The sequence below is a fragment of the Pseudomonas sp. MWU16-30322 genome (genome assembly GCF_020515535.1).
In the GTDB taxonomy this organism is placed as follows: Bacteria; Pseudomonadota; Gammaproteobacteria; order Pseudomonadales; family Pseudomonadaceae; genus Aquipseudomonas; species Aquipseudomonas fluorescens_H.
In genome coordinates this window covers 316,625-336,140 of record NZ_JAIWYL010000007.1, presented here as the reverse complement: position 1 = coordinate 336,140, position 19,516 = coordinate 316,625, and the positions used below count along the sequence as shown (strand labels likewise).

The window sequence follows — 19,516 nt, the reverse complement described above, 5'->3', positions numbered from 1 at the left end:
ATATTGAGCGTTATCATGGCGACAGCGTTCAGTATTTACAACACTTGGCCCCCGCAGCGGCGTCAACCCTCGGAATAGAGCCTTGGCACGCGACGCAGGTTGCAGAAGATCTGATACGGAATGGTGTCCGCCCACTGCGCCACTTCGCTGGCGAGGATGTTCTTGCCCCACAGCTCGACGGTCGAACCGAGGTCGGCTTCCGGCACATCAGTGAGGTCGATGCACAGCATATCCATCGACACCCGGCCAAGAATCCGGCTGCGTTTGCCGGCCACCAGCACCGGCGTGCCGGTCGGCGCATGGCGCGGGTAGCCATCGGCATAGCCCATGGCAACCACGCCGATGCGCATCGGTTTGTCGGTGATGAATTTGGCGCCGTAGCCGATCGGCTCGCCGGCGGGCAATTCGCGCACGCAGATGACTTTCGATTCGAGGGTCATCACCGGTTGCAGGCGCTCGGCCACGGCGTTGGCTTCTTCGAACGGTGTGGCGCCGTAGAGCATGATGCCCGGGCGCACCCAGTCGCTGTGGATCTGCGGCCAACCGAGCACGGCCGGCGAGTTGCGCAGGCTGACTTCGGCAGCCAGACCCTGACGCGCCGCTTCGAACACCGCGACCTGATCGGCGCTGCTCTGCTCATGCAGTTCATCGGCGCGGGCGAAGTGGCTCATCAGCACGATCTTCGCCACTTTGCCGCTGGCCAGCAGGCGTTGATAGGCCGCCGCGTAATCCTTCGGATGCAGGCCGACGCGGTGCATGCCCGAATCAAGCTTCAGCCACACGGTGATCGGCTTGCTCAGTGCCGCCTGCTCGATGGCTTCGAGCTGCCACAGCGAATGCACCACGGTCCAGAAATCATGCTCGACGATCAGCGCCAGTTCATCGGCTTCGAAGATGCCTTCGAGCAGCAGCACCGGGGCCTTGATGCCGGCCGCGCGCAACTCCAGCGCTTCTTCGATGCAGGCCACGGCAAACCCGTCGGCCTCGGCTTCCAGCGCCTGGGCGCAACGCACCGCGCCGTGACCGTAGGCATCCGCCTTGATCACCGCCAGCGCCTTGGCGCCGGTGACTTCGCGGGCAATTCGGTAGTTGTGACGCAGGGCTTGAAGGTCGATCAGGGCACGGGCAGGACGCATGGCAGCAGACTTCTTGGCGGTCATGGGAAGAAAAACCGGCGCTGGCTGACGGCGTGAACCGCCAACAGCGCCGGGAGAGGGATCTTTGAAACGGTTACGGCAACGCCGCGACGATGGAAATCTCGACCAGAATGCTCGGCTTGGCCATCTTCGCTTCGACGGTGGCACGGGCCGGAGCAGCACCTTTGGGCAGCCACTGATCCCACACCGAATTCATCCCGGCAAAGTGCGCCTCGATGTTGTTCAGGTAGATCGTCGCCGACAGCAGATGCTGCTTGTCAGTCCCGGCCAGATCGAGCAGACGCTCGATATTGGCCAGGACTTCGCGGGTTTGTTGTTCAATCCCGGCGTTGAAGTCGTCGCCGACCTGTCCGGCCAGATACACCGTACCGTTGTGGCTGACGATCTGACTCATGCGCTCATTGGTGAGCTGGCGCTGGATTGCCATGTTTTGCGGACTCCTGAGGCTTGTTGCCGTAACGGGAAATATCGAGGCCTTCGGCGCTGATCTGCGGTTTTTTCTTCGCCATCAGATCGGCCAGCAAACGACCGGAACCGCACGCCATGGTCCAACCCAGGGTGCCGTGACCGGTGTTGAGGAACAGGTTCTTGAACGGCGTGGCGCCAACGATCGGTGTACCGTCCGGGGTGGTCGGACGCAGACCGGTCCAGAAGCTCGCCTCGGCCAGATTGCCGCCCTGAGGATAAAGGTCGTTGACGATCATCTCCAGGGTTTCGCGCCGACGCGGGTTCAGCGACAGGTCAAAACCGGCGATCTCCGCCATGCCGCCCACGCGGATGCGGTTGTCGAAACGGGTGATCGCGACCTTGTAGGTTTCGTCGAGAATGGTCGAAGTCGGAGCCATGTCCGGGTTGGTGATCGGCACGGTCAGCGAGTATCCCTTGAGCGGATACACCGGCGCCTTGATGCCCAGCGGCTTGAGCAATTGCGGCGAGTAGCTGCCGAGAGCCAGCACGTAGCGGTCGGCGCTTTCCAGCTTGCCGTCGATCCACACGCCGTTGATGCGGTCACCAGCGTAGTCGAGGCGCTGAATGTCCTGGCCGAAGCGGAATTCCACCCCGAGTTTCACGGCCATTTCCGCCAGGCGCGTGGTGAACATCTGGCAGTCGCCGGTCTGATCGTTCGGCAGACGCAGGGCGCCGGCGAGGATGTCGGTGACGTTGGCCAGTGCCGGCTCGACGCGGGCAATACCGGCGCGGTCGAGGACTTCAAACGGCACGCCGGATTCTTTCAGGACGGCGATGTCCTTGGCGGCGCCATCGAGCTGCGCCTGAGTGCGGAATAGTTGAGTGGTGCCGAGGCTGCGGCCTTCGTAGGCAATGCCGGTTTCGGCGCGCAGTTCGTCGAGGCAGTCGCGGCTGTACTCGGACAGACGCACCATGCGCTCCTTGTTCACCGCGTAACGGTTGGCGGTGCAGTTGCGCAGCATCTGCGCCATCCACAGGTATTGGTCAATGTCGGCAGTGGCCTTGATCGCCAGCGGCGCGTGGCGCTGCAGCAGCCACTTGATGGCCTTGAGCGGCACGCCCGGCGCGGCCCACGGCGAGGCGTAGCCCGGCGACACCTGACCGGCGTTGGCGAAACTGGTCTCCATGGCCACGGCTGGCTGCCGGTCGACCACCACCACTTCAAACCCGGCACGGGCCAGATAGTAAGCACTGGCGGTACCGATGACGCCGCTACCCAAGACCATTACGCGCATTTTTGTATCCCTCATCGCGGCAGGGCCGCGTACGTCTGTTGTTAGAGCAATGATGCGCGCAGTGTAAAAAAGAATGGCCAGTGCATTTCACTATATAAGCGCCTATATTTGGCGACAATTCTCGGCAAAAACCCTTTTCACGGAGGCGCATCCCCTATGCGTACCAACACTCAGACCAAACGTGAGCTGGACAAGATCGACCGCAACATCTTGCGGATCCTGCAGGCGGACGGGCGCATATCGTTTACCGAACTCGGGGAAAAGGTCGGGCTGTCCACCACGCCGTGTACCGAGCGGGTGCGGCGGCTGGAGCGCGAGGGGATCATCATGGGCTACAACGCCCGCCTGAATCCGCAGCACTTGAAGGGTAGCCTGCTGGTGTTCGTCGAGATCAGCCTCGACTACAAATCCGGCGACACGTTCGAAGAGTTCCGCCGCGCGGTGCTGAAATTGCCGCACGTGCTGGAGTGCCATTTGGTGTCAGGGGATTTCGACTATCTGGTGAAGGCGCGGATTTCCGAGATGGCCTCGTACCGCAAACTGCTGGGCGACATTCTGTTGAAGTTGCCGCATGTGCGTGAGTCCAAAAGCTATATCGTGATGGAAGAGGTGAAAGAGAGCCTGAGTCTGCCGATTCCAGACTGAAGATTGGCGTCGCTCCATTCGCGAGCAGGCTCGCTCCCACAGGGGAATACATTTCAAATGTGGGAGCGAGCCTGCTCGCGAAGGCGTCAGCTCGGTTCCGAGTGAACCGGTTAAACCAGCACCTGCCGATTCGAAGCCATGTACTCGAAGATCTGCTTTTCAACCCGCGGATGAATCAACTCCACCGGCCCCCGCCCGTTCGGGCACGGCAACGTCTTCGTCGTCCCGAACAGGCGGCAAATCAACGGCCGCTCGCCATACACCGTGCAACCATTCGGCCCCAGGTGCACACAATTCAGCTCGTCCATCGCCGCATCCTGCTCGGCGCGGGTCTTGCGCGGCAGGCGGGCCATTTCTTCCGGTGAAGTGGTCACTGGCCCGCAGCAATCGTGGCAACCGGGCACGCACTCGAACGAGGGGATCTGCTGACGCAGGGTGCGGATTTTCTGGCTATTGCAGCTCATCGAAACAGTAACCCACATGAAATAGGCGGCAATTGTGCCGCAAAAGCCGTGATCCAGACAGCAACGGCCGACCAGTGTTGCCCGTCTTTGGCCGTGCGGCTTATGCTCCGTCAAATTTTCTCGACACCCAGCCGTTGGATGATGCCCATGAATGCCCGCGCCCGAACCTTCGCGAGCCAACCCCACGTTGCCTCTTACTACGCCGCCAGCAGCCTGCCGCAGCCTGACCATCCGGTGCTGCAAGGCGAAGTGATTGCCGACGTGTGCGTGGTCGGCGGTGGCTTCTCGGGGTTGAACACCGCGCTGGAACTGGCCGAACGCGGCCTCAGCGTAGTGTTGCTGGAAGCGCATCGGATCGGTTGGGGCGCCAGTGGTCGCAACGGTGGGCAGTTGATTCGCGGGGTCGGCCACGGTCTCGACCAGTTCACTAACGTCATCGGCGCCGACGGCGTACGTCAGATGAAACTGATGGGCCTGGAAGCGGTGGAAATCGTCCGCCAGCGCGTCGAACGTTTCCAGATCCCGTGCGACCTGACCTGGGGCTACTGCGACCTTGCCAACAAGCCTGCCGACCTCGAAGGCTTTGCCGAAGACGCCGAAGAGCTGCGCAGCCTCGGCTATCGCTACGAGACCCGTCTGCTGCAAGCCCATGAGATGCACACCGTGGTCGGTTCCAAACGCTACGTCGGCGGCTTGATCGACATGGGTTCCGGGCACTTGCATCCGCTGAATCTGGCGCTGGGCGAAGCCGCTGCTGCGCAGCAACTGGGCGTCAAACTGTTCGAGCAATCGGCGGTCACCCGCATCGACTACGGCCCCGAGGTTCGCGTACACACCGCTCAAGGTTCAGTGCGGGCGAAAACCCTGGTGCTGGGCTGCAACGCTTATCTCAACGACCTCAATCCACAACTCAGCGGCAAAGTACTGCCCGCCGGCAGTTACATCATCGCGACCGAACCGCTTTCCGCAGAACTGGCGCACAGCCTGCTGCCGCAAAACATGGCGGTCTGCGACCAGCGGGTGGCGCTGGATTACTACCGGCTCTCGGCGGATCGACGCTTGTTGTTCGGCGGCGCCTGCCATTATTCCGGGCGCGATCCGAAAGACATCGGCGCGTACATGCAGCCGAAGATGCTTGAAGTGTTCCCGCAACTGGCCGGGGTGAAGATCGACTATCAATGGGGCGGCATGATCGGCATCGGCGCCAACCGTCTGCCACAGATCGGCCGGCTCAATGATCAGCCGAACGTGTATTACGCCCAGGCCTATTCCGGACACGGGGTGAATGCCACGCACCTGGCGGGCAAATTGCTCGCCGAGGCCATCAGCGGGCAGCACAGCGGTGGCTTCGACCTGTTTGCCAAGGTGCCGCACATCACCTTCCCCGGCGGCAGGCACTTGCGTTCGCCGTTGCTGGCGCTGGGGATGTTGTGGCATCGGCTCAAGGAGCTGGTCTGATATTTTTGCTGCGCCCTTGAAGCCGCCATCGCTGGCAAGCCAGCTCCCACAGGTTTTTTGCGGCGAATACAAATATTGTGAACACCAAAAATACTGTGGGAGCTGGCTTGCCAGCGATGAGGCCCGCAAGAACAATACAGATCTCAGATCCGCCAGAACGGCTTCAACCCCTCTTCATGCGCCTGCTCCCGGGTCAACCCGACATCCTTGAGCTGCTCCGGCGTCAGGTTCAACAGCGCCTTGCGCGTGTGCAGACGATGCCAGAACAGGCCCCAGCGACTCAGGCCGGACGGCGCGTTGCGCATGGCGGTATTCCATGCACTGTCCTCCTGCCCTGCCTCCAGTTCCTGACTGTGTAACGTCAGCCGCACATCGCTCAAGCCGTTCATTTTTGTCGCTCCTGTTTACTTGGGTAGCCAGAGATTCCATGATGCGCGGGCCGGCAAAAGCATTACAGATTCAACACTTCTGTATTAACTCCATACAGATTTGCCATTCCTGAGACTGAATCACCGATTTTTGCCGCATCTGTACTGGTTTAACGAATCACCTGCATCGAGGCAGTGCCATGACCCTGTATGTGAACCTCGCCGAGCTGCTCGGCACCCGCATCGAACAAGGCTTCTACCGTCCTGGCGATCGCCTGCCTTCGGTGCGCGCCTTGAGCGTAGAACATGGGGTCAGCCTCAGCACGGTGCAGCAGGCCTATCGCATGCTCGAAGACAGCGGCCTGGCCACACCGAAACCCAAGTCCGGCTACTTCGTGCCGGTGGGTCGCGAGCTGCCGGAGTTGCCCGCGGTCGGGCGACCGGCGCAACGGCCGGTGGAGATTTCGCAGTGGGATCAGGTGCTGGAGCTGATTCGTGCGGTGCCACGCAAGGACGTGGTGCAACTGGGGCGCGGCATGCCCGACGTGACCACGCCCACCATGAAACCGCTGCTGCGCGGACTGGCGCGGATCAGCCGCCGGCAGGACATGCCCGGTCTGTATTACGACAACATTCACGGCACCCTCGAATTGCGCGAACAGATCGCTCGATTGATGCTCGACTCCGGTTGCCAGTTGAGCGCCAGCGACCTGGTGATCACCACCGGTTGCCACGAGGCGCTGTCCACCAGCATCCACGCCATCTGCGAGCCGGGCGACATCGTCGCGGTGGATTCGCCGAGCTTCCACGGTGCCATGCAAACGCTCAAAGGCCTGGGCATGAAAGCCCTGGAAATCCCCACCGATCCGCTCACCGGCATCAGCCTCGAAGCGCTGGAACTGGCGCTGGAGCAGTGGCCGATCAAGGTCATCCAGATCACCCCCAACTGCAACAACCCGCTGGGCTACATCATGCCGGAGTCGCGCAAGCGCGCCCTGCTCAACCTGGCACAGCGTTTCGACGTGGCGATCATCGAGGACGATGTGTATGGCGAGCTGGCCTACACCTACCCTCGTCCGCGCACGATCAAGTCCTTCGACGAAGATGGTCGAGTGCTGCTGTGCAGCTCGTTTTCCAAGACCCTGGCCCCAGGCCTGCGCATCGGTTGGGTGGCACCGGGTCGTTATCTGGAACGGGTGCTGCACATGAAATACATCAGCACCGGTTCCACCGCACCGCAGCCGCAGATCGCCATCGCCGAATTTCTCAAGGGCGGCCATTTCGAACCGCACTTGCGGCGGATGCGCACGCAATACCAGCGCAATCGCGACGCGATGATCGACTGGGTCACTCGCTACTTTCCCGCCGGCACCCGCGCCAGTCGCCCGCAGGGCAGCTTCATGCTTTGGGTCGAACTGCCCGAGGGTTTCGATACGCTGAAACTCAACCGTGCGCTGCTCGATCAAGGCGTACAGATCGCCGTCGGCAGCATCTTTTCCGCCTCGGGCAAGTACCGCAATTGCCTGCGAATGAACTACGCTGCCAAACCGACACCGCAGATCGAAGAAGCAGTGCGCAAGGTCGGCGCAGCGGCGAGCAGATTGCTGGCCGAAGCCGACTGACTTTTTTCGAGTAATCAGCGTCCATATGCCGACCTTTGCCGCCGACCGGAACGTTCCTACGTGAGCTTCAGACAGCCCCTACTTGTTTTGCTGATGCTCGCCTCGCTCCTGAGCGGCTGCGCCAGCCTTGATGTACCACGTGAGCCGAGCCAGGCCTTGCCGGCGTCGAACTCCAGCTTCGGTCGCTCGATCCAGGCCCAGGCGGGGCCCTATCAGGGCCGCTCCGGGTTCCGCCTGCTGTCCAACAGCACTGAGGCCTTCACCGCTCGCGCCGAACTGATCCGCAATGCGCAAACCAGCCTCGACTTGCAGTACTACATCGTCCACGACGGCGTCAGCACGCGGATGCTCGTGGAAGAACTGCTCAAGGCCGCCGACCGTGGCGTGCGGGTACGCATCCTGCTCGACGACACCACCAGCGACGGTCTCGACACGATCATCGCCACGCTGGCGGCGCATCCACAGATCCAGATCCGCCTGTTCAATCCACTGCACCTGGGCCGCAGCACGGGTGTGACCCGCGCCGCCGGCCGCCTGTTCAACCTGTCGCTGCAACATCGGCGCATGCACAACAAGCTGTGGCTGGCGGACAACAGCGTGGCCATCGTCGGCGGGCGCAATCTGGGCGACGAGTATTTCGATGCCGAGCCAAACCTGAATTTCACCGACATCGACATGCTCAGCGTCGGCCCGGTGGCCGAGCAGCTTGGGCACAGTTTCGATCAGTACTGGAACAGCGCGCTGAGCAAGCCGATCGACGAATTCCTCTCGAGCAAACCGAGCGCCAAAGACCTGCAGAACACCCGCACGCGCCTCGAAGAATCGCTGGATGAAACCCGCAAACAGAACCATGCGCTGTATCAACAGCTGATGACGTTCAAGACCGCGCCGCGCATGGACATCTGGCGCAAGGAACTGATCTGGGCCTGGAACCAGGCGCTGTGGGATGCGCCGAGCAAGGTGCTGGCCAAGGACGAACCGGACCCGCAACTGCTGCTGACCACGCAACTGGCGCCGGAACTGCGCGGCGTCAGCAAAGAACTGATCATGATCTCGGCGTATTTCGTACCCGGCCAGCCGGGGCTAGTGTACCTGACCGGGCGTGCCGACGCCGGGGTCTCGGTGAGCCTGCTGACCAACTCGCTGGAGGCCACCGATGTACCGGCGGTGCACGGCGGTTATGCGCCGTATCGCAAGGCACTGCTGGAGCACGGGGTAAAACTGTATGAACTGCGCCGTCAGCCTGGGGATAACTACGGCAGCGGCCCACACCTGTTCTACAGCAAGTCATTCCGTGGTTCGGATTCCAGCCTGCACAGCAAGGCGATGATTTTCGACAGGCAGAAAGCGTTCATCGGCTCGTTCAACTTCGACCCGCGCTCGGTGCTGTGGAACACCGAGGTCGGGGTCCTGGTGGACAGCCCGGAACTGGCCGAACGCGCACGCGAACTGGCCTTGCAAGGCATGGCACCGGCACTGAGTTATGAGGCGAAACTGCAGGATGGCAAGATTGTCTGGTTGACCGAGGACAACGGCCAGATGCACACGCTGACCAAGGAACCCGGGAGCTGGTGGCGGCGGTTCAATGCGTGGTTCAGCACCACTGTCGGTCTGGAGCGGATGCTTTAAAAAGCAAAAGATCGCAGCCTGCGGCAGCTCCTACACTGGAATGCGGTTTCCCTGTAGGAGCTGCCGCAGGCTGCGATCTTTTGACCTTAAGCCGTTTGCACCGCCCCGAACGCACCTTGGCGCATCAGCAGAATCACCAACCCGAACGCCCCCACCGCCATCAACAGCGGCAACGCATGCCCGCTGATCCACTGGCTGCCCGCCCCCGCCATCAACGGCCCGATCAGACAACCGACACCCCACAGCTGCGCAATGTGCGCATTGGCCCGCACCAGCGCATCGTCGCGATAACGCTCGCCGATCAGGATCAGTGACAAGGTGAACAGCCCACCGGCACTGGCCCCGAACAACACCCACAACGGCCAGATCAGCAGCGTGTCGATCAACAGCGGAATCGCCAGGCTCGACAGCATCAACACCACCGCGCATCCGGTGAACAAGGTACGTCGCGACAGGTAGTCCGCCAGCGCACCAATCGGCAGTTGCAGCAACGCATCGCCGACCACCACGGTGCTGACCATCGCCAACGCGATCTCGGCAGTAAAGCCCTGCTGCAGGCAATACACCGGTAGCAGCGTGAGGATCATCGCCTCGAACGCGGCGAACAGTGACACCGCCCAGGCAATCGCCGGCAGCTCACGGGCAAAACCCCACAAATCGCTGAACGTCACACTACTGGCTTCACTGCTCGGCGCTCCGCTGCGGCCCATCAACAGCAAAGGTGAGACCGTCAGCAGTCCGACGCCAACCCAGAACCCGTAATCGTGCTCAGTGCCGAGCGCACCCAGCAACAGCGGACCAGACAGTTGGCTCAGCGCATAGCTGCTGCCATACAGCGCCACCAGCCGACCGCGCCAGTGTTCGACGACCAGTTGATTGATCCAGCTTTCGCCAAGGATGAACACGATGGTCAGGATCACCCCGATCATCAGCCGCAGCACCAGCCAGATCGGATAGCTGGGTAACAACGCCAGCAAGCCGATCGACAACGCGCCCGCCCACAGGCACAGACGCATCAGGTTCGCCGTGCCGAAACGCGCCGCCAGGTGACTGGAAATCTTCGCCCCCAGCAGCACGCCAATCGCCGGCATCGCCGCCATCACGCCAATAGCAAAGGAGCCATAACCCCAGCCTTCCAGACGCAACGACACCAACGGCATGCTGACCCCCAGGGCCAGGCCAACACTCAAGACAGACGCCAACACGGCGAAATACGTCGCCCAACGCATGTTCCACGCTCCTGTGGATATTCTTATGTGCGCCACAAAACCACTGTGGGAGCGGGCTTGCTCGCGAAAACGGTTTCACATTCAGCAGATGTGCTGACTGATACACCGCTTTCGCGAGCAAGCCCGCTCCCACAGGGAATCTCTGTTTCGTCAGGGAGCCCGGAGTGAACGGGCTCCCGCTAACGGCTTACAGCTTGATCCACGTCGCCTTCAGCTCGGTGTACTTGTCGAATGCATGCAGCGACTTGTCACGACCGTTGCCCGACTGCTTGAAGCCGCCGAACGGTGCGGTCATGTCGCCGCCGTCGTACTGGTTGACCCACACGCTACCGGCACGCAGCGCCTTGGCGGTCAGGTGCGCCTTGGAAATGTCCTGAGTCCATACCGCTGCGGCCAGGCCATATGGCGTGTCGTTGGCGATCTGGATCGCTTCTTCGGCGGTGTCGAAGGCGATGACCGACAGCACCGGGCCGAAGATCTCTTCCTGGGCGATCTTCATCGCGTTGCTCACGCCGTCGAAAATCGTCGGTTCGACGTAGGTACCACCGGTTTCCTGAAGGATGCGCTTGCCGCCGGCCACCAGTTTGGCGCCGTCGCTGTGACCGGACTCAATGTACGACAGCACGGTGTTCATCTGCTGGGTATCGACCAGCGCGCCGACGTTGGTTGCCGGATCCAGCGGATTGCCCGGTTTCCAGGCTTTCAGCGCCTCGATCACCATCGGCAGGAATTTGTCCTTGATCGAGCGCTCGACCAGCAGGCGCGAACCGGCGGTGCAGACTTCGCCCTGGTTGAAGGCGATGGCACTGGCGGCAGATTCGGCAGCGGCTTGCAGGTCCGGCGCATCGGCGAAGACGATGTTCGGACTCTTGCCGCCGGCTTCCAGCCACACACGCTTCATATTCGATTCGCCGGCGTAGATCATCAGTTGCTTGGCGATTTTGGTCGAACCGGTGAACACCAGGGTGTCGACGTCATTGTGCAGCGCCAGCGCCTTGCCAACGGTGTGACCGTAACCCGGCAGCACGTTGAGCACGCCTTTTGGAATACCGGCCTCAACCGCCAGCGCAGCGATGCGGATGGCGGTCAGCGGGGACTTTTCCGACGGCTTGAGGATCACCGAATTACCGGTCGACAGCGCCGGGCCGAGTTTCCAGCAGGCCATCATCAGCGGGAAGTTCCACGGCACGATGGCACCGACCACGCCCACCGGCTCGCGGGTCACCAGACCTAGTTGATCGTGCGGCGTGGGGGCGACTTCGTCGTAGATCTTGTCGATCGCCTCACCGCTCCAGCTCAGCGCTTGCGCCGCGCCCGGGACGTCGATGTACAGCGAATCGCTGATCGGCTTGCCCATGTCGAGGGTTTCGAGCAGTGCCAGTTCTTCAGCGTGCTGCTTGAGCAGGCTGGCGAAACGAATCATGGTGGCTTTGCGTTTGCTCGGCGCCAGGCGCGACCAGACGCCGGAATTGAACGTGGCGCGGGCGTTTTCCACGGCGCGCTGGGCGTCGGCGGCGTCACAGCTGGCGATCTTGCCCAGCAGACGGCCATCGACCGGGCTGATGCACTCGAAGGTCTCGCCGGAGACGGCGTCGGTGTATTCGCCGTTGAGGTAGGCGCGGCCTTCGATCTTCAGGTCGCGAGCACGTTGTTCCCAATCGGCACGAGTCAGGGTGGTCATTCGAGTGTCCTCCTCTTGTTGAATACGAGCGCCGCGTTCTTCGCGGACGTCTTCAGGAATGCTGCCCGGCCGGCCTGCTTTTTCGGCCCAAGGCATCCGCCACCCTAAACCAGCGGCCGGGGTTGTTTCAATATATTTGACATAAGCGCGCCATACGGCCTTGCGGTGTTCATTTTAATAAACATAGACTTTGGCCCTTTCAAGCCACCGCGCCGTCATCACGGGAGAAAACAACAATGAACATCCAGAACGTCGTCGATATCAGCCTGACCACCAGCACAGCCGAACGCTATCGCCCGGACCCGGCCAAAGTGCTCAAGGGCGATCCCGAGCAAGCGGTGTTCAATCAGTACGACAGCCCTTGTGGGCAAATGAATGTCGGCGTGTGGGAAGGCGCGGTCGGACAGTGGACGGTGAACTACACCGAGCATGAATACTGCGAAATCCTGCAGGGGGTTTCGGTGCTGCGCGACAGCGACGGCAATGCCAAGACCTTGCGTGTTGGCGACCGCTTTGTGATTCCGGCCGGCTTCCGTGGTACCTGGGAAGTGCTGGAGGCTTGCCGCAAGATCTATGTGATCTTTGAGCAGAAGGCTTGAGGATGTGAGGTGCCTGGGCCGGTCTCTTCGCGAGCAAGCCCGCTCCCACAGTAGATTGCGCCATGACACAGATATTGTGTTCACAGAGATCAAATGTGGGAGCGGGCTTGCTCGCGAAGAGGCCCGGCCAGACACCGCAGAAATCCGAGGCAACAAAAAAGGCCCGTATCGTGAGATACGGGCCTTTTTTGTAAGTCGGGAAAAATCAATTACTTGATTTTGCCTTCCTTGTAGATCACGTGCTTACGAACAACCGGATCATATTTCTTGATCTCGATTTTGTCCGGAGTAGTACGCTTGTTCTTGTCGGTAGTGTAGAAGTGACCAGTACCGGCGCTCGAGATCAAACGAATCAATTCACGCATGATTAGCTCCCTTAAATCTTGCCATCGCGGCGAAGTTCGGCGAGCACGACACTGATGCCACGCTTGTCGATGATGCGCATGCCTTTGGCAGATACGCGTAGACGCACAAAACGTTTCTCTTCTTCAACCCAGAAGCGGTGATGCTGCAGGTTCGGCAGGAAACGACGACGGGTTTTGTTGTTTGCGTGGGAAATGTTATTCCCGGTTACCGGACCCTTACCGGTAACTTGACATACTCTCGACATGCCTCAGCCCTCTAAAACCACATGCCCAACCCGGCATGGGTTGGCCGCTTAATCTCTCAGTCATTTGGCGCCAGGCGCCGCGTTTCTTTAGAGGTCTTACCGGCTACACCTACAGTGAAGGAACCGGGCCCCTAGAAAAGAGCGCTGCTTTATACCAGAAAGACCGGGGTGCAACAACAATCGATGTGCAATCAACCGCTAAAAAGGCACTTTTTCCGGCTGCGGACGCTTTGGATAAAGGCTGGCGCGAGTTTTGACCACTCGTCGCAGAAAACCGCACTTACAGAGGTTTCCGACTTTTCCTGGCGCACTGCGGTCTGAAAAACGCCAATGCCCGGCCCCGAAAAATACAAAAAGGGGATAGTCATTTGCAATCCAGCCCTCTAGGGTAACCCTTTTCCAGACTGCACCTGCAGATGGCCTTCGATCTGTAAAGGAAGCCGACCATGCGCCTCGCTGCCCTACCCCTGTTGCTCGCCCCGCTTCTGCTGAGCCCCCTGGCCCAGGCCGCCGCCCTGAGCGTCTGCACCGAGGCCAGCCCTGAAGGGTTCGACGTGGTGCAATACAACTCGCTGACCACCACCAATGCCTCGGCCGACGTGCTGATGAACCGCCTGGTCGACTTCGACACCGCCAGCGGCAAAGTCGTGCCGAGCCTGGCCGACAGCTGGGAAGTCAGCACCGACGGCCTGACTTATGTGTTCAAGCTGCACCCGCAGGTGAAGTTTCACAGCACCGACTATTTCAAACCGACCCGCACCCTGAGCGCCGAAGACGTCAAATTCAGCTTCGACCGCATGCTCGACCCGGCCAACCCATGGCACAAAGTGGCGCAAAGCGGCTTCCCGCACGCCCAATCCATGCAGTTGCCGGCGCTGATCAAGAAAATCGACGCACTCGATCCGCTGACCGTGCGCTTTACCCTCGATCACCCGGATTCGACGTTCCTCGCGACCCTGAGCATGGGCTTCGCCTCGATCTATTCCGCCGAATACGCCGACAAGCTGCTCAAGGCCGACGCCACCGACAAGCTCAACAGCCAGCCGATCGGCACCGGTCCGTTTGTGTTCACGCGCTTCCAGAAAGACGCCTCGGTGCGCTACAAGGCCAACCCGGACTACTTCGGCGGCAAGCCGGCGGTCGACCCGCTGATCTTCGCCATCACCCCGGACGCCAACGTGCGCCTGCAAAAGCTGCGCCGCAACGAGTGTCAGATCGCCCTGTCGCCAAAACCGCTGGACGTGAAGGCGGCGCAGGAAGAGCCGACACTGAAAGTGGAAAAGACTGACGCGTTCATGACCGCTTTCGTCGGCATCAACAGCCAGCACCCACCGCTGGACAAGCCGGAAGTGCGCCAAGCGATCAACCTCGCCTTCGACAAGGCCAACTACGTCAAAGCCGTGTTCGAAGACACCGCAGAGCCGGCCAACGGCCCTTACCCGCCGAACACCTGGAGCTACGCAAAGAACCTGCCGGGCTATCCGCACGACGTGGCCAAAGCCAAGGCGCTGCTGGCCAAAGCCGGGCTCAAGGATGGCTTCCAGACCACCATCTGGACCCGTCCGTCCGGCAGCCTGCTCAACCCCAATCCGAGTCTGGGGGCGCAGTTGCTGCAATCGGATCTGGCGGAAATCGGCATCCAGGCGGAAATCCGCGTGATCGAGTGGGGCGAATTGATCCGCCGCGCCAAGGCTGGCGAACATGACCTGCTGTTCATGGGCTGGGCCGGCGACAACGGCGACCCGGACAACTTCCTCACGCCGCAGTTTTCCTGCGCGGCGGTCAAGTCCGGCACGAACTTCGCCCGCTACTGCAATGCCGATCTGGACAAGCTGATCAGCGCCGGCAAAACCACCAGCGAGCAAGGCGTGCGCACCAAGCTGTATGAACAGGCACAGGCACAGATTCAACAGCAGGCGCTGTGGTTGCCGCTGGCGCACCCGACCGCCTATGCGCTGACGCGCAAGGATGTGCAGGGTTATTCAGTGAGCCCGTTTGGCCGCCAGGACTACTCCAAGGTCAACCTGAAATAACCCGCCACAACACAATTCACCTGTGGGAGCGGGCTTGCTCGCGAAGGCGTCGGATCAGCCAAACTATTATTGACTGACACATCGCCTTCGCGAGCAAGCCCGCTCCCACAGGGGTTGGCGTTTGTTGTTGAAAGCTACATCCAGCCACACTCCGCCATCGACAACGGCTCGCCGTCGCCAACGATGAAGTGATCGAGCACCCGCACATCAATCAGATCCAAAGCCTTCTGCAAGCGCTTGGTCAGTTGCCGATCCGCCTGGCTCGGATCGCTGTTCCCCGACGGGTGGTTGTGGCAGAGAATCACCGCTGCCGCGTTGTTGGCCAATGAGCGTTTCACCACTTCCCGGGGATGCACGCTGGTGTTGTCGATCGAGCCGCGAAACAGCGCCTCGAACGTCAGCACTTGATGCTTGGAGTCGAGAAACAGGCAGCCGAACACCTCGTGCGGCTCGTGGCGCAGCATGGATTTCAAGTAATCCCGCACCGCCTGCGGATTCTCCAGCGCCGGTTTTTTACGCATGCGCTCGGCCAGATGCCGCCGCCCCATTTCCAGCACCGCCTGCAACTGTGCGAATTTCGCAGGCCCCAATCCCAACTGTCCGCTGAACGCCGCAAGATCGGCCTCCAGCAACGCGCGCAGGCTGCCGAATTGCGTCAACAGGTGTCGCGCCAGATCCACCGCGCTTTTTCCCGTGACCCCGGTTCGAAGAAAAATCGCCAGCAATTCAGCATCGGAAAGGCTTCCCGATCCCTGTTCAAGCAGCTTCTCCCGCGGCCGCTCCGCCGCCGGCCAATCGCGAATACTCATACACCTTCCTTGTCTGTGGGCGCCGCTGTTCCGTAGCGGTCGCTGTGATATCGTAGCCCATCTTTTTTGCGGGCGAATTCACCCTGGGGAGGGGGTTTCGCCACGTATGTCACCCACGAAATGAAAGGCAGACCTATGCAGCGGCTGTATCGGAAACGCATCGTTCTGGGCGTCGGCGGCGGCATTGCGGCCTACAAGAGCGCCGATCTGGTTCGTCGCCTGATCGACCAGGGCGCCGAAGTGCGCGTGGTCATGACCCATGGCGGCGCCGAGTTCATCACCCCGCTGACCATGCAGGCCCTGTCCGGGCACCCGGTTCACCTCGACTTGCTCGACCCGGCCGCCGAAGCGGCGATGGGTCATATCGAGCTGGCGAAGTGGGCCGATCTGGTATTGATCGCCCCGGCCACCGCCGACCTGATCGCCCGTCTGGCCCAAGGCATCGCCAACGATTTGCTGACCACTTTGGTTCTTGCTACCGATGCCGTAGTGGCCGTCGCGCCGGCGATGAACCAGGCGATGTGGCGCGACCCGGCGACCCAGGCCAACCTGCAACTCCTTGAAAGCCGTGGCCTGAAGACCTTTGGCCCGGCCTCCGGCAGCCAGGCCTGCGGCGACGTCGGCATGGGCCGGATGATGGAAGCCACCGATCTGGCGCAGTGCGCGGCGGATTGTTTCCAGCGTCAGGCACTGACCGGCAAGCACGTGGTGATCACCGCCGGCCCGACTCAGGAAAACATCGACCCGGTGCGCTACATCACCAACCACAGCTCCGGGAAAATGGGCTTCGCTCTGGCCGAAGCCGCGGTGGAAGCCGGCGCCCGCGTGACCCTGATCAGCGGCCCGGTACACCTGCCGACGCCGGATCGCGTCACGCGTATCGACGTGGTCAGTGCTCGCGACATGCTTGCAGCGTGCGAATCGGCCATCCCGTGTGATGTGTTCATCGCCTCGGCAGCGGTGGCGGACTACCGTCCGGAAGTCGTTGCCCCGCAAAAACTCAAGAAAGACCCTACAAGCGGCGACGGCTTCGTCCTGCAAATGGTGCGTAACCCGGACATCCTGGCCACCATCGCGACCCGTCCCGACCGTCCGTTCAGTGTCGGCTTCGCCGCCGAGACCGAACACCTGCTCGACTACGCTGCACGCAAGCTGAAAGACAAGAATCTCGATTTGATCGTCGCCAACGACGTCGCCAACCCGAGCATCGGTTTCAACAGCGAAGAAAACGCCTGCAGCGTGATCGACCGTGAGCTTCATGCCACTGTTTTCGCCCAGACCAGCAAGAGCAAGATCGCTCGCCAACTGGTCACTTTTATCGCCGAACGTCTGAACCAGGTTTAATTTACATGCACGCTTTGCAAGCCAAGATCCTCGACCCACGCATCGGTACCGAATTCCCGCTGCCGCAATACGCCACCCCAGGCTCCGCCGGCCTCGACCTGCGCGCCATGCTGGAACAGGACATCGTGATCAAACCGGGTGAAACCGTGCTGATCCCTACCGGTCTGTCGGTCTACATCGGCGACCCGAACCTCGCCGCGCTGATCCTGCCGCGCTCGGGCATGGGCCATAAGCACGGCATCGTGCTGGGCAACCTCGTCGGCCTGATCGACTCGGATTATCAAGGCCCATTGATGGTGTCCTGCTGGAACCGTGGCCAGTCCGACTTCACCATGACTGTCGGCGAACGTCTGGCGCAACTGGTGTTGGTACCCGTGGTGCAGGCGCACTTCGAAATGGTTGAAGAGTTCGTCGAAACCGAACGCGGCGCGGGTGGTTTTGGCCATACCGGCACTAAATGATCCACGGGTAATTTCTGTGGCGAGGGAGCTTGCTCCCGCTGGGCTGCGCAGCAGACCCGAAATCTTGTGGGCGCTGCGCCCCAAGCGGGAGCAAGCTCCCTCGCCACAAAATTTGTGCAGCAGGTTTTAGCACCGAAAATCAAGGTTTTGCCGGCCGCAGGCCACGCCAGACAAGGCGTCATGGCCCTTTCACACCACGAACTCTCTGCGGAAAACGCCGTCATACCCTTCAGTTTGAGCCTGCCGCCGAGTGAATCGTCGGTGTGTCCCGCCACTTTCGAGATGGAGCATTTGTGCAGATGAGCACCCCCGCCAAGATCGCCCCGAAGCTTCCCGACAGCATCTTCCGCGCCTATGACATTCGCGGCACCGTGCCGGAATTCCTCAATGCCGAAACCGCTTACTGGATCGGCCGCGCCATCGGCTCACAGAGCCTGGCCCAGGGTGAACCGAATGTTTCCGTCGGTCGTGACGGTCGCCTGTCCGGCCCGGAGCTGGTTGCCGAGCTGATCCGTGGTATCGCCGAAAGCGGCTGCCATGTCAGCGATGTCGGCCTGGTCCCGACCCCGGCGCTGTACTACGCGGCCAACGTGCTCGCGGGTAAATCCGGGGTGATGCTCACCGGCAGCCACAACCCGTCGAACTACAACGGCTTCAAGATCGTGATCGCCGGCGACACCCTCGCCAACGAGCAGATCCAGGTGCTGCACGAGCGCATCAAGACCAACGATCTGAGCAGCGGCCAGGGCAGCGTGACCCAGGTCGAAATCCTTGACCGCTACACCACCGAAATCGTCCGGGACGTCAAACTGGCCCGGCGCATGAAAGTCGTGGTCGACTGCGGTAACGGCGCGGCCGGCGTGATTGCCCCGCAACTGATCGAAGCGCTGAACTGCGAAGTCATCCCGCTGTTCTGCGAAGTCGACGGCAACTTCCCCAACCACCACCCGGATCCGGGCAAGCCCGAGAACCTCGTCGACCTGATCGCCAAGGTCAAGGAAACCAACGCCGACCTCGGCCTGGCCTTCGACGGTGACGGCGACCGCGTCGGCGTGGTGACCAATACCGGCAGCATCGTCTACCCGGATCGCCTGCTGATGCTGTTCGCCCGCGACGTGGTGGCGCGCAACCCGGACGCGGAAATCATCTTCGACGTCAAATGCACCCGCCGTCTGGTGCCGTTGATCAAGGAATACGGCGGTCGCCCGCTAATGTGGAAGACCGGTCACTCGTTGATCAAAAAGAAAATGAAACAATCCGGTGCTCTATTGGCCGGTGAGATGAGCGGCCACATCTTCTTCAAGGAGCGCTGGTTCGGTTTCGACGACGGCATCTACAGCGCCGCACGGCTGCTGGAGATCCTCAGCAAGGAAAAATCCACCGCGGAAGAACTGTTTGCGACCTTCCCGAACGATATTTCTACGCCGGAAATCAATATCCATGTGACCGAGGAGAGCAAATTCAGCATCATTGATGCACTGCACGACGCACAGTGGGGCCCAGGCGCTGACCTGACCACCATCGACGGCGTGCGGGTCGATTACGCCAAAGGCTGGGGCCTGGTGCGCGCCTCCAACACCACACCGGTGCTGGTGCTGCGCTTCGAGGCCGATGACGAGGCTGAATTGCAGCGCATCAAGGATGTGTTCCACGCCCAATTGAAACGCGTTGCACCTGATCTCCAACTACCGTTCTGATTCACCC

At 61.2% G+C, this 19,516-nt stretch carries 18 protein-coding genes and 1 pseudogene; 9 read left to right on the top strand and 10 right to left on the bottom strand.

Going from position 1 to position 19,516, the window contains the following annotated elements; genetic code table 11:
* Positions 1-62: 62 nt before the first annotated feature.
* The 3 genes from alr to dadA form a co-directional block, all read right to left on the bottom strand.
* A complete protein-coding gene (gene alr, locus LCH64_RS16910; RefSeq protein ID WP_226500796.1) occupies positions 63-1,136 on the bottom strand; it encodes an alanine racemase in 1,074 nt (357 codons plus the stop codon).
* A gap of 94 nt (positions 1,137-1,230) precedes the next feature.
* Positions 1,231-1,584, bottom strand: a complete 354-nt coding sequence (locus LCH64_RS16905) for a RidA family protein (protein ID WP_226500795.1) — start codon at positions 1,582-1,584, stop codon at positions 1,231-1,233.
* Positions 1,556-2,860, bottom strand: coding sequence for a D-amino acid dehydrogenase (gene dadA, locus LCH64_RS16900; RefSeq protein ID WP_226500794.1), 1,305 nt, complete (start codon positions 2,858-2,860; stop codon positions 1,556-1,558). The genes LCH64_RS16905 and dadA overlap by 29 nt, the downstream gene beginning before the upstream one ends.
* A 156-nt stretch (positions 2,861-3,016) precedes the next feature.
* Between dadA and LCH64_RS16895 the strand changes: the two genes are divergently transcribed.
* Positions 3,017-3,505, top strand: a complete 489-nt coding sequence (locus LCH64_RS16895; protein WP_003177284.1) for an Lrp/AsnC ligand binding domain-containing protein — start codon at positions 3,017-3,019, stop codon at positions 3,503-3,505.
* 110 nt (positions 3,506-3,615) lie between these two features.
* Here the strand turns inward: LCH64_RS16895 and LCH64_RS16890 are convergent, their stop codons facing one another.
* On the bottom strand, positions 3,616-3,969 hold the full coding sequence (locus tag LCH64_RS16890; protein ID WP_226500793.1) for a YkgJ family cysteine cluster protein: 354 nt from the start codon (positions 3,967-3,969) through the stop codon (positions 3,616-3,618).
* Positions 3,970-4,116: 147 nt separating this feature from the next.
* Here LCH64_RS16890 and LCH64_RS16885 point away from each other — a divergent pair, with 147 nt between their 5' ends.
* Entirely contained in the window at positions 4,117-5,427 is a 1,311-nt protein-coding gene (locus tag LCH64_RS16885) for an FAD-binding oxidoreductase (RefSeq protein ID WP_226500792.1), read from the top strand.
* Positions 5,428-5,570: 143 nt separating this feature from the next.
* Here the strand turns inward: LCH64_RS16885 and LCH64_RS16880 are convergent, their stop codons facing one another.
* Complete coding sequence (locus tag LCH64_RS16880; protein WP_003229454.1) at positions 5,571-5,816, bottom strand: DUF1127 domain-containing protein; 246 nt, start codon at positions 5,814-5,816, stop codon at positions 5,571-5,573.
* Between the two features lie 179 nt (positions 5,817-5,995).
* Here LCH64_RS16880 and LCH64_RS16875 point away from each other — a divergent pair, with 179 nt between their 5' ends.
* Positions 5,996-7,417 carry a PLP-dependent aminotransferase family protein gene (locus LCH64_RS16875; RefSeq protein WP_226500791.1) on the top strand — a complete coding sequence of 474 codons (1,422 nt, stop codon included), beginning with the start codon at positions 5,996-5,998 and terminating at the stop codon, positions 7,415-7,417.
* Between the two features lie 60 nt (positions 7,418-7,477).
* Entirely contained in the window at positions 7,478-9,046 is a 1,569-nt protein-coding gene (locus tag LCH64_RS16870; RefSeq protein WP_226500790.1) for a phospholipase D family protein, read from the top strand.
* 86 nt (positions 9,047-9,132) lie between these two features.
* Here LCH64_RS16870 and LCH64_RS16865 read toward each other — a convergent pair whose 3' ends face one another.
* Together LCH64_RS16865 and LCH64_RS16860 are read right to left on the bottom strand one after the other, a co-directional pair.
* Positions 9,133-10,275 carry an MFS transporter gene (locus LCH64_RS16865; RefSeq protein ID WP_226500789.1) on the bottom strand — a complete coding sequence of 381 codons (1,143 nt, stop codon included), beginning with the start codon at positions 10,273-10,275 and terminating at the stop codon, positions 9,133-9,135.
* A gap of 187 nt (positions 10,276-10,462) precedes the next feature.
* Positions 10,463-11,956: an aldehyde dehydrogenase gene (locus tag LCH64_RS16860; RefSeq protein ID WP_226500788.1), complete on the bottom strand. Its 1,494-nt coding sequence runs from the start codon at positions 11,954-11,956 to the stop codon at positions 10,463-10,465.
* A 236-nt stretch (positions 11,957-12,192) separates the two neighbouring features.
* On the opposite strand from LCH64_RS16860, the gene LCH64_RS16855 reads away from it, so the two are divergent.
* A complete protein-coding gene (locus LCH64_RS16855; RefSeq protein WP_103483715.1) occupies positions 12,193-12,555 on the top strand; it encodes a cupin domain-containing protein in 363 nt (120 codons plus the stop codon).
* Between the two features lie 209 nt (positions 12,556-12,764).
* Here LCH64_RS16855 and rpmG read toward each other — a convergent pair whose 3' ends face one another.
* Together rpmG and rpmB are read right to left on the bottom strand one after the other, a co-directional pair.
* Positions 12,765-12,920: a 50S ribosomal protein L33 gene (gene rpmG / locus LCH64_RS16850; RefSeq protein ID WP_003177274.1), complete on the bottom strand. Its 156-nt coding sequence runs from the start codon at positions 12,918-12,920 to the stop codon at positions 12,765-12,767.
* An 11-nt stretch (positions 12,921-12,931) separates the two neighbouring features.
* Positions 12,932-13,165, bottom strand: coding sequence for a 50S ribosomal protein L28 (gene rpmB / locus LCH64_RS16845; RefSeq protein WP_003229474.1), 234 nt, complete (start codon positions 13,163-13,165; stop codon positions 12,932-12,934).
* 446 nt (positions 13,166-13,611) lie between these two features.
* Here rpmB and LCH64_RS16840 point away from each other — a divergent pair, with 446 nt between their 5' ends.
* Positions 13,612-15,198 (top strand): ABC transporter substrate-binding protein, encoded by a 1,587-nt coding sequence (locus LCH64_RS16840; RefSeq protein ID WP_096796086.1) that lies wholly within the window; start codon positions 13,612-13,614, stop codon positions 15,196-15,198.
* Between the two features lie 134 nt (positions 15,199-15,332).
* Here LCH64_RS16840 and radC read toward each other — a convergent pair whose 3' ends face one another.
* Entirely contained in the window at positions 15,333-16,007 is a 675-nt protein-coding gene (gene radC, locus LCH64_RS16835) for a DNA repair protein RadC (RefSeq protein WP_226500787.1), read from the bottom strand.
* 135 nt (positions 16,008-16,142) lie between these two features.
* Between radC and coaBC the strand changes: the two genes are divergently transcribed.
* From coaBC to LCH64_RS16820, 3 genes and pseudogenes are all read left to right on the top strand, one after another.
* Positions 16,143-17,351, top strand: coding sequence for a bifunctional phosphopantothenoylcysteine decarboxylase/phosphopantothenate--cysteine ligase CoaBC (coaBC, locus tag LCH64_RS16830; RefSeq protein ID WP_003229480.1), 1,209 nt, complete (start codon positions 16,143-16,145; stop codon positions 17,349-17,351).
* Positions 17,352-17,356: 5 nt separating this feature from the next.
* The gene (dut, locus tag LCH64_RS16825) at positions 17,357-17,812 is read left to right on the top strand and encodes a dUTP diphosphatase (RefSeq protein WP_003229483.1); all 456 of its coding nucleotides are present in this window, start codon (positions 17,357-17,359) and stop codon (positions 17,810-17,812) included.
* A 299-nt stretch (positions 17,813-18,111) separates the two neighbouring features.
* Positions 18,112-19,509, top strand: a pseudogene (locus LCH64_RS16820) (phosphomannomutase/phosphoglucomutase); the annotation flags it as partial.
* Positions 19,510-19,516: the final 7 nt, after the last annotated feature.